We start from the raw sequence: 12,860 nt of genomic DNA, 5'->3' as shown, positions 1-12,860 counted from the left end.
AATAAATAATTAAATTACTAAATAATGAAAATAAGCACCTATTTATTTTTTCTTGCCTTGTTATTGACTTTTCAGTCTTTTGGTCAAGATATTGAAGAAAAAACAGAATTTATTCTAAATAGTGATCAAGTTCTAGAAGTAGACAAAAGAGATAAAGAAACCAAAGGTACAAGGTATGTAAATACAAAATTTTACTACGGAAATATAGCAGGTTCAAATAAAAACGTATTATTTAAATTTGATGCACTTCTAGGTGAAGTTGAAGTAAAGGTAGACGAAAAGTCTAGTGTTTATATCACAAAAAAACTAGGTACAAAAGTTACCTTTTTAAACAATGCATATCAAGTTTTCAAAAACGAAGAAGGTAATTTAACTTACTATCTAACAAGTAAAAATTGCAACAAATATTGTTTACTAATAAAAGAAAACAAGAAATTGGATGAAGCCGTAATTCCACAGAATGGTTATGAAAAATATAAACCACCAACTTTTTCAAAAACTAAAGAAACGTTTTATGTTACATTTGATGGGGAAAACGCAAAAAAAATTCCTACAAAAAAGAAATTATTTTATAAATTCTTTGGAGAGCAAGAAAAGGCTGTTAAAAGTTTTATGAAAAAAAATAAATTGAAAAGGAAAAAGAAAGAAGATTTAGAAAAAATCATTATTTTTTATTCAAATTTATAGCTTTCTTTTCTGGAATAGCAATAAAATCTTTTAAGTAAAAAGGTTCAAAATAAGCGACATCTTCGATGTCGTTTTTTTTGTACTTTTCATTAGACAAACTAGCCATTTCTTTTGCTGAAGGAAATTTACCATCTACAAAAATGGCATTTTGGTTAGTAATTGTTTCTTTACATTTTTCTGCGCCATCTCCTAAAAAATATACTTTGCCTTTAGATAGTTCTTCAGAAAAAGAATTGTTATCAATTATTTCTGCTTGTATTTCTCTTTTTTGTTGATAATCTATATCGAAAACTGCCGAATATACTTCCATTCTTCTAGCATCTAACATTGGAACTATCAAACCATTTTCAACAGAAATTGCATTTGCTAAAGATTTTAAAGTATCAAGCGATATTAATGGCTTATTAAAGGCAAAACAAAGCCCTTTTGCGGCAGAAACACCAATTCTTAACCCAGTATAAGAACCAGGACCTTTACTAACAGCTACAGCGTCTATTTCTTGAGTTGTAATTTTTGCTTCACTTAAAATATCAACTATAAAGGGGTGTAAAACTTCTGCATGAGAATAGTTGCCATTGTTTAATTCTTTAATCGCTAAAATTTTTCCATCTTTTGCTAAACTTACAGAGCAATTTTTGGTTGCAGTTTCAATATTTAAGATAATTGCCAATTTCTATATTTTTTTTACAAAGATAAGAGTTACAAAAAAGAAAACCTCACAAGTTTAAAACTTGTGAGGTTAGATATTTATTTTAAATAATTTCTATTCTAAAACCAACTCTCCAGAATAAAACTGTAATACTTTGGTTTTAAAAACATAATCGTATTTAGAACGAATCATTAAACCTTCTGCATTTACCAAACGTGTTCTCACTAAATCGAAATCGAACAAAGTCATAGCGCCATAATTGTATCTTTCTTGTGCGTTTTTAAAGGCTTCTTTTTGTGCTTCTAAAGAAATTTTTGCTGCTTCGTAAGCTTTTAAAGAAGATTTTACATCTAAAAATGCTTGTTCTATAGTTTGTTTTAATGTTAGTTTTTCGCTTTCTAATCTTGTTTCAAAAATTTCTTTATTAATTTTAGATCTACTAACATTTGCATCCGTTTTAAAACCATTAAAAATTGGAATATTTACATTAAAACCAACACCATAACCTAAATTTCCGTCTAATTGATCAAAAAAACTACCTGTTGGAACACCTGATGGTTTTATAATATATCTGTAATTTGAGTTGGCAAATATTGAACTTGTAACCGTTGGCAAATAACTACTTTTACTTATCTCGATTCCTAAAGCTGCGTTTTCAATTGCTAACTTTGCTCTTTGAATTTCTGGCATCCTAGCTAAAGATTTGTCATAAACAGAAGATGAGCTTTTATATAATAAATCTGATGAAGGTGAACCAACATCTATTGGAGCTACATCAAAACCTTCTGCTGGAACTTGAAGCAATTGAGCTAAATTTAATAAAGCAAGATCTAAAGCATTTTCTTGTGTAATAACATTTTGCAAATCGTTTGCAGCTGTAGATTTAAAATTTAACAATTCTCCTTTTGCAATTGCACCAGCTTCAAACCTATCATTTGCAGCTTTTATTTGTTTTTTACTAATTTCTGCTTGTACTTTTGCTACTTCTAAATTTTCTTTAGCAAAAAGCACATTTAAATAACCATTTACCACAAATAGAGAAATGTCATTCTCTATTTTTTCTAAATCTAATTTGCTAGACTCAATACCCAACTTTGCCTGCTTGTATAAATTTAAATTTCTATACCCATTAAACACGGTAATTCCTGCGCTTAAACCTACACTTCCCCCAAAAAAAGTTGTACTTGCAGATCTATTATTGGTAACTGGATCGAAATTAGAACCTGCAGATAAATTTCCACCAGTACTTGCACTTACAGAAGGTAAAAAATTTCCTTTAGTACTTTTTAAATCAGTTTCTGCTATTTCTAGACTTAATTTATTTTGTTGAATTGTAATATTTTTCTCTAAAGCTTGATCTACACATTCTTTAAGTGTCCATTTTTTTTGAGAAAAAGTAGCTATTGAAGAAATTAATGCTACAAATAAGATAAGTTTGGTTTTCAAAATTTTAAGTTTTATGTTTCCTTATGGTTGATTTTCAATGGTTGTACCAAAAAATAAAAAAGCATAATTAAACTGATAATGAGTGTTTTACGTTTTTTAAATAATTTTTAATTATCTAAAACCGAACACTTTTTCATCAATATTGAACACTTCTGTCTTTTGATAGTTTTAATAAGACGACTAAAAGTAGAATATGTTACAGAAAACTCCTCTTATTGAAATGTTAATTTTTGGCTTTCTTTTTATATCTGTAAATCACGTAGAATAAAATACCAATTAAAAGATATGGAAAAACCATTAAATAGGTAATTCCGTTATTTACACCTTCAGCCATAGAAACATCTCCATTTTCTACTACAGCTTTACACATGGCACATTGAGAGTATGATGATTTTACCGTAAAAATCATCATTAATAAAAATACTAAAATTTGTTTTTTAAGCATAATATGGAGATATCATTACATACACTACAACTCCTGTAATTGCAACATATAGCCACAATGGAAATGTGAATTTTGCTATTTTTTTATGTTGTGGAAAATTACCCAACTTGGCTCTCATAAAAGTAGTTAACACAAAAGGAATTACAATTATAGATAGTATAATGTGTGTTATTAAAATAAAATAATAAATGTATTTTATAGTTCCTTCTCCTCCAAATTTAGTGGAGTCGGATGTCATATGATATGCAATGTATAAAAGTAAAAATAACAATGAACACCCAATTGCAAAGGTATTCAGTTGTTCGTGTAACTTTCTATTTCCATTTTTAATTGCAACAACTGCTGCAATTAATACAATTGCAGTTAACCCATTTATAGTTGCATAAATTGGAGGTAAAAATGTTAAAGGTTCTACATTAAAACCTAATTTTCTTAAATTAACACCAAATAAGGCTGCCACAGCCAAAGGAATTATTACTGATAATAAAGTAATAATTTTTTTATATTTTTTTTCTTGCTCTAAATTACTCATCTAACAAAATTTTAATATCTTCTTTTAATTCTTTAATTTGATTTGAAAAACCTTGTTCTTCAATTGCTCTATAATACATTATTGGGTTTCCATATTCGTCTTTTCTAGAACGTATAAATCCGTTTTTATCTACCAAGGCAAATAAACCTGAATGCTCGAAACCACCATGATCTTCATCTCCTTTTCCTGCATATAACTTAAACCCTTTGTTTGACAAAGCATAAACAACCTCTTCCGATTTTCCTGTTAGTAAGTGCCAATTAGGATGTGTTATACCTGTATTTTTTGCGTACTCTCTCAAGGTTTCTGGAGTATCTATTTCTGGTGTTATAGAAATAGACGCAATTCCGAAATTAGAATCTAAAGCAAATTCATCTTGAATGGTTACCATTTGTTTATTCATAATAGGACAAATAGTTGGGCAAGTTGAAAAGAAAAATTCTACCACATATACTTTATCATCATATGTATTATTCGTAATCTTTTTTCCTTTTTGATTTATGAATTCAAAATCTGGCACCTTATTAAAGGTATATAAAGTATCTTTTTTATTTACTCTATTACCTAAATTTCTAACAACATAAATACCAAATAAAAGTATAATGAAAGAAACACCTACATAAGAATATTTTTTACTCATAACCCTACTTCTTTTCTATCTGCCTTATTTTTATTTTTATCTTTAAATGCTGCATAATACTCATAATAAAGTACTTTAACATCGTCTTTTAATTTTGCATTTAATTCTGAAACAGATTGCATATTGTAACCGTAAAGCATTCCATCTTTGTAATCTTCGTCTGCTATTCTTCCTCTTAAATTTCCGTTTTTATCAACCAAAAACGCTTTTGAAGAATACATATTACTTAAAGAATCATTTGTATTAAAACTCTTATATAAATTGCTTATTGCTTGGTTTGAACCAGAAATAAACTTCCATTTTACCATATCTGTAAATGCACCTATTTCTTTTTTTAACCTTTTTGCATCATCTTCCATTCCTTCAGGATAAATTGCAATAATTTGAAACTTTTTGTATTCAATAAATTTTTTATAAACTTTCTCATTCAAATTAAAAAAACCTCCTTTGCTATTTTCTATATTATTACCAATAAAACAAACTATAGTAATGTTTTCTTTAAATGTTGTGTTGGCATCTATTGTAGAAGCATCTAATATATTTTCTGTAACAATAGGCAGTTTAGTAAAGTTATTCTTACCTGTAGATAATATTAAAAAACATATTAAAGGAAAAATAAAAAGTAAGAATAAAACAATTCTCTTTTTTGTTAGTTTCATGATTATCTTATTTTTAAGAAGCTGAATATTAAGTTCAGCGCAAAAAAAAGGTGGTTAAAACCACCTAATTATTATTTTTTTTAAATTACCATTTTACAAGTGGCCCTAGTGTGCTATATAGGTAATCTCCTTCTATTAAGAGTAATGTTACTAAATAACATATTAGAAAAACTGCTGTCCAAACAACAGATCTTCTAAACCATTTTTTTTCTCCTTCCATGTGCATAAATGCCCAAGTAATATAATATGCTTTAACTAATGTTAAAATGATAAACAACCAGTTTAATGGGCTTGTACCTAAAAAACTTGTAAGGTGTAATCCTGCTGGTTTATATATACCTAATATAACTTCTACGATAGTAATTACAGATAAAATTCCGAAAACTACCCAGATTCTTTTTAAATTCGATTCGTGTGCGTGTGCCATTTCTTAATGCTATTTTATAAATTAAACAAGGTAGAAGAAGGTAAATACAAATACCCAAACTAAATCTACAAAGTGCCAATATAATCCTACTTTTTCTACCATTTCATAATGCCCTCTTCTTTCATAAGTACCAAGAATAACATTAAAAAAGATAATGATGTTTATGATGATTCCTGAAAGTACGTGGAAACCGTGGAAACCTGTAATAAAGAAAAAGAAATCTGCAAAAATGGTATTTCCGTATTCATTTACTTTTAGGTTTGCTCCTTCTACAACCATTTTAGTTTTTGCTAATTGTGCTGCTCCTTCTTCTCTAGATAGAATTACTTTGCTTTTCTCATCAGCATTTATTAATTCTGATTTTACTAAAATATCTGGATTTGCATTGTAAGCATTAATTACTTGGTCTATAGAATATGTAGAAATAGTTGCTTCTTTTTCGAACCATAACCCGTTTTTTCTAGTATGTTCTACTCTACCATCTGTTCTATCTCCTACTACAAAATCTGATAATGCAATCTGATGCCCATCTTTTACAAACTGTAAAACTTTACCATCTGTAGTTTTAACTGCTCCATAAGAACCTTTAATAAAGGTATTCCATTCCCAAGCTTGAGAACCGATAAATATAATACCTCCAATAATAGTTAAGAACATGTAAAAAGTTACTTTCTTTTTATTCATGTGGTGCCCAGCATCTACTGCTAAAACCATTGTTACTGAAGATGCAATTAAGACAAAAGTCATAAATGCAACATAAATCATTGGGTAACTTCCATGAAAAAAAGGAATGTGAGTAAAAACTTCATCCGCAATTGGCCATGAATCTATAAATTTAAAACGTGTTAAACCGTAAGCTGCCAAAAACCCCGAAAAGGTTAATGCATCAGAAACGATAAAAAACCACATCATCATTTTACCATAACTTGCGCCAAATGGTTGTACTCCACCACCGTTCCAAGTGTTTTTTCCGTCTGAAGGTACAGCAATATTTGCTTCCATATATATTCTCTGTTAATTAATTCTTAATTAGTTTGCCAAAAATAACTATTTTCTATCACTTGATAAAATAGAAAAAGAAAAATAGATAAATCCATAGTATATCTACAAAATGCCAGAAGATTGCACCTAGTTCAAACCCAAGCATATCATCTGATTTATATTTGTATTTAAAATGATTATAAATAACAACAAGTAGCACAATTAAACCTGCTAACAAGTGTATAACATGCATAAATGTAATACCAATTATAAAAGAAGTTGATACTGTACTTTCTGGTCCAGTAAAAAATAACCCAACACTCTTTAATTGATTAAAGCCTACATATTGTAGCCACACAAAACCAATTCCTAAAATTAAAGTTATAACAACTAATATTAAAGACAATTGTCTTTTATTTTGTTTTAGGAATCTTTGCGATAAAAATAAGGTAATACTACTTGCAACAATTAATATGGTGCTTGTAAAAAAAGCGTCTGGTAAATCGAAAGAAACCCAATCGTCTCTTTTCATACTAATTACGTAAGCACTTGTTAATCCTGCAAAAAACATAACCATACTAATCATAGAAACCCATAGCATTGGTTTTGCAGATTTCTTTTTAGCAGTAGTTAATTCTCCTTGTAATGTTTGTTCGTCTATCATTTTTAATGTAAAAATTTATCTACTACATATATAATTTGCACAACTGTAATATATAAAACACTTGACAACATTAATTTTCTTGCATCTGTGTTTTCTTCGCTTTTATGTAATTTTATTCCATAAAACAACATTACACCTCCCAAAAGCGCAATAATTACTGCAGTTAAAGGATAAATATAAAATGCTCCTGAAACTTTTAAAACAGGTACTACAGAAACTAAAATCATTATTACTGTATAGAAAATGATTTGTTTTACTGCACCTTTGTCTTTAGTATTCATTGGCAACATATTAAAACCTGCTTTTTTATATTCTTCATATTGTAACCAACCAATTGCCCAAAAATGTGGAAACTGCCAGAAAAACTGAATCATAAAAAGCATTCCTGCTTCAATACCAAATTCATTCGTAGCTGCAACCCAACCTAACATAAACGGAATTGCGCCAGGAATTGCACCTACAAAAACTGCTAATGGTGTTACAGATTTTAAAGGTGTATATGCACTTGTGTATAAAAATATTGAGATTGCACCAAACAAAGCCGTTTTTGGATTGATGCTATACAGAATCGAAATTCCGCCAATTGTAAATAAAATTGCTATTGTTAGTGCAACATTTACAGACATTCTACCTGTTGGTAAAGGTCTGTTTTGTGTACGTTTCATTAACTTATCTGTATCAATTTCTATAATTTGATTGTATGCATTAGATGCACCAACCATTAAGAAACCACCAACAGCTAACAAAATTAAGGTTGTGTAATTAATAATATCTACAGCTAATAAATAACCAGCAACAGAAGAAAACACAACACTTAAAGACAAACCAACTTTTGTAAGTTGTTTGAAGTCTGAAATTATAGTTTGCATAGATGTTTTATTGGCCGTTATAACTGTTGAATTCATTACTTTACAATTCAGCTGCAAAGATATTTGATAAATATGACTTTACCATAGATTTTAGTATGTTTTGTTTAGGAATTGTATAAAAAAACCCACTCAATAAATTGAGTGGGAAAATTGCTATGAAAAAGAAAAAGTGTGATCTATGAAAATCACGGTGTAAATATATATATAAATCTTTTACTTTTTATAATAGTTTTTTATAAATTTTTCATAAAAAATTAAAAATCGAAATACCAGTTAAATAAATCTGCTCTTATTCCTGCAGACAACCACACGTTATTTCCTGACGGAAAGCCAACTAGGGAAACTTCTGGTGTAAAACTTCTATAGCTTAAGCCTGCAAAAAGACTTAAATTATTAGCAGGATTCAATAAATAATTTGCTTGTACATCTACTAAAAAAAGATTTGCGGTGTTTCCTTGCGCTAATTCATTACCAGTATCTGCAAATCTATCATTATAAGATTGATAAATATTTCCACCATAACTTACAGTTTCATCTTGAAAATCGAATCCTTTTTTTCCTAAAATTATTTTTGCGCTTCCGCTCCATCTATCTTTCTTATATCTTGCAATGGCAATTGCTTCCCAAAAATTTGCGCCCCAAAGATGCCCTAGAGGTTGGCTGTAATTTCCGTAATTAAGTATAGGTGTTTTATGAGCAAATGTATAAGGTCTTGCAGAATTGTATTCTAATTGAAGAAAAAGGTTATCTACTTTAAAAGCATTGAAATATTTTGCACCTATTTGATATGCAAACTTGTTTCTCCAATCTCCTAAATCGTCTAAATTACCTACAGAAAATTCATCAATAATTAATTGAGAGTATAAAGATATATTATCATTTAACTTGTATTTACCTGTTAAACCAACAAGTGCATTTCCTGCATCTTCTCCTCTATTAAACTCTACAGATCTGTAAAAAATTATAGGATTTAAAAAACCTGCGTCAAAACCTTGTTCTCCTGTAGAAATTGCACTTTCGAAAAAACCAATATTTAATCTCTTATTTAAATTGATACTTAAATAATGAGCTGCAACATATTTTCTTGCATGTTCATTAGGGTTAGATGCTGCTAAAAGTGATGGTTCTGTATTCCACATCCAAATATTTGTGTATTGTATTTTCCAGAAATCTACTTTTGCTTTTAAATATGTTGTTGGAGATGAAACATCTGACAAAACAAAAGATCTATAACCATCTCCAATAAAATTTTTACCATTACCAAACTGAAACTGCATAAACTTATTTGGTGTATATGAAAGGTAACCTTCTGCTACAGGATAATCGTAAGAATCCGTTTTAAATCCTTTTGCTTTTCCTCTTCCTGGAACCAATCCTTCAGAAAATTTTGGTCTTGTAGTGGCTGAAGTGTTTGAAATAAAACTATTTATATAGTCTGCAAACCTACCTTGACTTTCATAAATTGTTGCAGAATAAGAAAAATTCTTTCCCAAACCTCCATTTACTGTTACCAATCTTGTATTATTATATGTGTAAGATTGGTCGGAATTATCTTTACCTAATTGAACATCAACCAAAAAATCTAAAGTTAACCAATAGTCTTTCTTTTTAATTTGTAGTAAATGTTCGTTCCAAAGTTTGTTACCTAACCAAGTTCTCTTTTCTGGTTTTAAAAACTTCTTTTTTTCTATAGATAAATCTAAATACTCGCTAATTTCATTATAAATATATGGTTTAGAAGCAGTATGTGTTCCGTTTGCTTTATGTAAAGCAAATTCGTAATCCACATATTTTTGATGTGTAAATGGAATATTTAACTGACTACTATGCTCTAAAAAAGTAGAATCTGCAATTTTGTTTTTTTCTACAACTTCGAATAAATCTTCTTTTGGCTGTATAGTGTTGGTTTGCGAATTTAAGTCTGTATCTAGATTTGTATTTTTAGAAACTGGAAATAAAATAGGCATTTCGAATTTCATTTCTATTGCGTGATTATTATACCAACCTGGAGTAATTTTTGGAAATGCTTCAAAAACTCTTTCTACCTCTTTTCTAACCTCTGCATAAGGCGTATTTGCATATATTAATTTAAAATCTCCTTCTGCTGTAACTACAAAAAGTACATTTGCTGTTCCTGTAAAATTTTCATTTTCTACAATTGCTGGAGTTTTAAAATCTGCAAAAAAATGTTTTTTTGTCGTTTTATAAAAGCAATCTTTTATCGAGTTAATTTCACTTCCTTTACAAACATCAAAAATTGGATATCTTTCTGATTGTGCCAATAATATTGATGGAAATAATAAAACTAGTAGTATATATTTTTTTATCATCCTATAATTTATAGAGTTGCTATTGTTTAATTAATAGCCTGTTGATTTTTCTTTTAATTCTTTATTTACAATTGCTTTAGATGATGATGTACCAATTCTATCTACGCCTAAAGTTATCATTTTTAAGGCTGTAACATAATCTCTTACGCCTCCAGCTGCTTTTATTTTTAATGGTTTTGCATTTTCTGAAATTAATTTCATTGTTTCAAAAGTAGCACCATTTGGTAAATTATTTTCTGTTTTAAAAAACCCTGTTGATGATTTTACAAAAACCTTATCGGCATTTTCTTTATCAAAAACATTAAAAACAATTTCTTTAATCAATTGCGAAATTACAATTATTTCTTCGTTTGTGAGCGCTGCAACTTCTATGATCCATTTTACTACTTTTTTATTTTTAAGACAAAGTTTTGTGCCTTTAGTCACTTCTTCTGTTACTAAATCTATATTTCCTTTTTTAAAAGCCTCATAATTTATTACAAAGTCTAACTCATCTGCACCAAGGTTTATTGCATTTTGTGCTTCCTCTAACTTTTCTTCTATGGAATAAGTTCCTTCATGAAACCCAATTACAGTACCTATTAATGTTTTAGAAGCTGCTTTTGTTAGCATTTCTTTTGCTAAAGGAATGTGTTTTGCACGAAGCATTACCAATTTATAATCATACAAAATTGCCTCATTTATTAAATCAATAACTTTTTGTTGATTTTGTTCTTCTGTAAGATTTGCTTGACTTGCTGTTTTTAAATAAGTAGCGTCTAAAAATTGACTGATTCCCATTTTACAAAAATAGCAAATAAGAAGTTTTCTTTGTACATGAAAATAACAATTATTAAAAGCCATTTTAAACGACTCTTAAAATTTTATTCATAAAAAAACCCAACCTATTTGGTTGGGTTTTTGTTTTATTCTACTCTAAAAGCTATTGGTAAAACATACCGTACTTTTACTGTTCTGTTATTTTGTTTGCCAGGTTTAAATTTTGGCAACTTTTTTATTAACCTATCTGCTTCTTTTTCTAACTGTTTGTGTGGTGCTCTAATTTTAACATCAACTACATTTCCGTTATTATCGATTACAAATTGGGTTTGAATTTTATGCTTTCCTGAATGTAAACCTAGTTCGTTTGCCAATTCTGCATCAAAATTTCGTTGTACAAATTGTTTCATTTTTTCATCGAAACAAATTTTATTTTCTTTTTTTGCTAATCCTTCACATCCTTTAAAAACTGGTGCGTCTTGTACCATTGTAAAAGGTACGTCTTCAATAATTGGGTCTTCTTCAGGAATATTAACAGTTATAATATCTCCTCTATTTACTTTTACAACCTCTTTTTCTTTTGGTTTTTCAATAAATGTTTCTATAGAGCCGACTTCAATAGGAGCATCTATAATAAGAGGTTTAGATTTTAATGGTTCTACTTTCTCTACAACTTTAGGCTCTTTTGTAAAAAGAACTTCTGTGCTGGGTTCAATATAGACATAGTTTTCTATATCAGGTTCAAAAACAATTGCTGTTTTCTGTTCTGTTTGGTGCTCCATTGTTAAGTAGACAATAAATAGCACGAGTACAAGTCCTAACTGGGTAAAAATGTTAGAGAACTTTTCTAATTGTTTGGTTGGTACTTTTTTTAAGTTTTTCATAATTAGAAAGTTTTTAAATGTTAAGACTTTGTTAAAACAAAGAACGTGCCATAAAAACACAGCATCAAAAAATTTTGATGCTGTTGGCACAATTAAAATATTAACCCCTAATTTAATTACAATTAATTGTGCTTTTTTCTTCTTCTCTAATTTCTTTAATTATTTACCAACTATAAGTTTCATTATTTATATGATCTGTGTATGTACCAGAACCATTAGCATTCCATAAATAAGTTGCATACAATGTGCTGGATTCGTATAGTTTTAAAGTTCCTGAATTATCAGAATTATTAGATTCTAGAACAAATCTGTAGCCATCAGAATCTAGTTCAATTTTAGTTGTGGTTTCAGTAACTGTCCATTTAATTGTAGAAACTAATTGATTATCTGAATATAAATTAGCTTGCGCATAACTACCATCTTTTAATTGATAACCATCCATTAATTTACCCGTAAAACTGCTAGATACAATATTGTAGGTAAAAGAATATCTGTCTGATTCTTCTGAAATTGTATAGTTAATTGTTGTATCTCCTGAAGACCAAGTATAAGTTTTGGTTGATAAAATAGTAGATTTTGAAGCAGTTTTGCTTGACGATTTTGCAGAAGTTGCGTTTGCTGGTATTGTAAATAATGATGCAAAAGAAGTTCCCAAACTTTTTAAGGCTTCGAATTGAGCATTTGCTTGCTGTGCATATTGATTATTAGAGTTAGCCAAACCTGTAGGAACAGACATATTTTGAATGTCATCTGCAAAATCTTGCATTACAATTTCTGATAATTCTTCTTCTTCTAAAATATCATCATTATTGTTACTACATGCTGCAAATGTTATTGCAAACACAAGTACTAAAAGTTTTAAAAATTTGTTTGTTGTTTTCATAGCTT

At 28.9% G+C, this 12,860-nt stretch carries 15 protein-coding genes; 1 reads left to right on the top strand and 14 read right to left on the bottom strand.

Going from position 1 to position 12,860, the window contains the following annotated elements; translation table 11 throughout:
* Positions 1-24: 24 nt before the first annotated feature.
* Entirely contained in the window at positions 25-687 is a 663-nt protein-coding gene (locus tag H9W90_RS14325; protein WP_187482257.1) for a hypothetical protein, read from the top strand.
* Here H9W90_RS14325 and tsaB read toward each other — a convergent pair.
* From tsaB to H9W90_RS14255, 14 genes are all read right to left on the bottom strand, one after another.
* A complete protein-coding gene (gene tsaB, locus H9W90_RS14320; RefSeq protein WP_187482256.1) occupies positions 665-1,357 on the bottom strand; it encodes a tRNA (adenosine(37)-N6)-threonylcarbamoyltransferase complex dimerization subunit type 1 TsaB in 693 nt (230 codons plus the stop codon). The two genes, H9W90_RS14325 and tsaB, sit on opposite strands and share 23 nt — an antisense overlap.
* A 93-nt stretch (positions 1,358-1,450) precedes the next feature.
* Positions 1,451-2,782 (bottom strand): TolC family protein, encoded by a 1,332-nt coding sequence (locus H9W90_RS14315; RefSeq protein WP_187482255.1) that lies wholly within the window; start codon positions 2,780-2,782, stop codon positions 1,451-1,453.
* 223 nt (positions 2,783-3,005) lie between these two features.
* On the bottom strand, positions 3,006-3,227 hold the full coding sequence (locus H9W90_RS14310; RefSeq protein WP_187482254.1) for a hypothetical protein: 222 nt from the start codon (positions 3,225-3,227) through the stop codon (positions 3,006-3,008).
* Positions 3,220-3,759 carry a DUF420 domain-containing protein gene (locus tag H9W90_RS14305; RefSeq protein ID WP_187482253.1) on the bottom strand — a complete coding sequence of 180 codons (540 nt, stop codon included), beginning with the start codon at positions 3,757-3,759 and terminating at the stop codon, positions 3,220-3,222. Before H9W90_RS14305 ends, H9W90_RS14310 begins: the two co-directional genes overlap by 8 nt.
* Positions 3,752-4,399: an SCO family protein gene (locus H9W90_RS14300; RefSeq protein ID WP_187482252.1), complete on the bottom strand. Its 648-nt coding sequence runs from the start codon at positions 4,397-4,399 to the stop codon at positions 3,752-3,754. Before H9W90_RS14300 ends, H9W90_RS14305 begins: the two co-directional genes overlap by 8 nt.
* Positions 4,396-5,058, bottom strand: coding sequence for a hypothetical protein (locus tag H9W90_RS14295; protein ID WP_187482251.1), 663 nt, complete (start codon positions 5,056-5,058; stop codon positions 4,396-4,398). Before H9W90_RS14295 ends, H9W90_RS14300 begins: the two co-directional genes overlap by 4 nt.
* Positions 5,059-5,143: 85 nt before the next feature.
* Positions 5,144-5,485, bottom strand: coding sequence for a cytochrome C oxidase subunit IV family protein (locus H9W90_RS14290; RefSeq protein ID WP_187482250.1), 342 nt, complete (start codon positions 5,483-5,485; stop codon positions 5,144-5,146).
* 21 nt (positions 5,486-5,506) lie between these two features.
* Positions 5,507-6,487: a cytochrome c oxidase subunit 3 gene (locus H9W90_RS14285; protein WP_187482249.1), complete on the bottom strand. Its 981-nt coding sequence runs from the start codon at positions 6,485-6,487 to the stop codon at positions 5,507-5,509.
* A gap of 55 nt (positions 6,488-6,542) precedes the next feature.
* A complete protein-coding gene (locus tag H9W90_RS14280; RefSeq protein WP_187482248.1) occupies positions 6,543-7,130 on the bottom strand; it encodes a cytochrome c oxidase subunit 3 in 588 nt (195 codons plus the stop codon).
* 2 nt (positions 7,131-7,132) lie between these two features.
* Positions 7,133-8,035: a heme o synthase gene (gene cyoE, locus H9W90_RS14275; RefSeq protein ID WP_187482247.1), complete on the bottom strand. Its 903-nt coding sequence runs from the start codon at positions 8,033-8,035 to the stop codon at positions 7,133-7,135.
* A 218-nt stretch (positions 8,036-8,253) separates the two neighbouring features.
* A complete protein-coding gene (locus tag H9W90_RS14270; protein WP_187482246.1) occupies positions 8,254-10,329 on the bottom strand; it encodes a gliding motility protein RemB in 2,076 nt (691 codons plus the stop codon).
* A gap of 30 nt (positions 10,330-10,359) precedes the next feature.
* Positions 10,360-11,109 carry a deoxyribose-phosphate aldolase gene (deoC, locus tag H9W90_RS14265; RefSeq protein ID WP_187482245.1) on the bottom strand — a complete coding sequence of 250 codons (750 nt, stop codon included), beginning with the start codon at positions 11,107-11,109 and terminating at the stop codon, positions 10,360-10,362.
* A gap of 125 nt (positions 11,110-11,234) precedes the next feature.
* Positions 11,235-11,972: an energy transducer TonB gene (locus tag H9W90_RS14260; protein ID WP_187482244.1), complete on the bottom strand. Its 738-nt coding sequence runs from the start codon at positions 11,970-11,972 to the stop codon at positions 11,235-11,237.
* 163 nt (positions 11,973-12,135) lie between these two features.
* Positions 12,136-12,855 carry a hypothetical protein gene (locus tag H9W90_RS14255; protein ID WP_187482243.1) on the bottom strand — a complete coding sequence of 240 codons (720 nt, stop codon included), beginning with the start codon at positions 12,853-12,855 and terminating at the stop codon, positions 12,136-12,138.
* Positions 12,856-12,860 lie beyond the last annotated feature (5 nt).

This window comes from Polaribacter pectinis (assembly GCF_014352875.1).
Classification (GTDB): domain Bacteria; phylum Bacteroidota; class Bacteroidia; order Flavobacteriales; family Flavobacteriaceae; genus Polaribacter; species Polaribacter pectinis.
Note: the sequence above shows the minus strand (reverse complement) of the source record. Positions and strands in the feature narration are given on the sequence as shown.

What these genes read in the sequence shown, in the direction of transcription:
- H9W90_RS14325 (WP_187482257.1), top strand. Translation starts at nt 25, where the DNA reads ATGAAAATAAGCACCTATTTATTTTTTCTTGCCTTGTTATTGACTTTT.
- H9W90_RS14255 (WP_187482243.1), bottom strand. Translation starts at nt 12,855, where the DNA reads ATGAAAACAACAAACAAATTTTTAAAACTTTTAGTACTTGTGTTTGCA.
- H9W90_RS14270 (WP_187482246.1), bottom strand. Translation starts at nt 10,329, where the DNA reads ATGATAAAAAAATATATACTACTAGTTTTATTATTTCCATCAATATTA.
- H9W90_RS14305 (WP_187482253.1), bottom strand. Translation starts at nt 3,759, where the DNA reads ATGAGTAATTTAGAGCAAGAAAAAAAATATAAAAAAATTATTACTTTA.
- H9W90_RS14290 (WP_187482250.1), bottom strand. Translation starts at nt 5,485, where the DNA reads ATGGCACACGCACACGAATCGAATTTAAAAAGAATCTGGGTAGTTTTC.
- deoC (WP_187482245.1), bottom strand. Translation starts at nt 11,109, where the DNA reads ATGGGAATCAGTCAATTTTTAGACGCTACTTATTTAAAAACAGCAAGT.
- H9W90_RS14260 (WP_187482244.1), bottom strand. Translation starts at nt 11,972, where the DNA reads ATGAAAAACTTAAAAAAAGTACCAACCAAACAATTAGAAAAGTTCTCT.
- H9W90_RS14300 (WP_187482252.1), bottom strand. Translation starts at nt 4,399, where the DNA reads ATGAGTAAAAAATATTCTTATGTAGGTGTTTCTTTCATTATACTTTTA.
- H9W90_RS14285 (WP_187482249.1), bottom strand. Translation starts at nt 6,487, where the DNA reads ATGGAAGCAAATATTGCTGTACCTTCAGACGGAAAAAACACTTGGAAC.
- H9W90_RS14280 (WP_187482248.1), bottom strand. Translation starts at nt 7,130, where the DNA reads ATGATAGACGAACAAACATTACAAGGAGAATTAACTACTGCTAAAAAG.
- H9W90_RS14310 (WP_187482254.1), bottom strand. Translation starts at nt 3,227, where the DNA reads ATGCTTAAAAAACAAATTTTAGTATTTTTATTAATGATGATTTTTACG.
- H9W90_RS14295 (WP_187482251.1), bottom strand. Translation starts at nt 5,058, where the DNA reads ATGAAACTAACAAAAAAGAGAATTGTTTTATTCTTACTTTTTATTTTT.
- cyoE (WP_187482247.1), bottom strand. Translation starts at nt 8,035, where the DNA reads ATGAATTCAACAGTTATAACGGCCAATAAAACATCTATGCAAACTATA.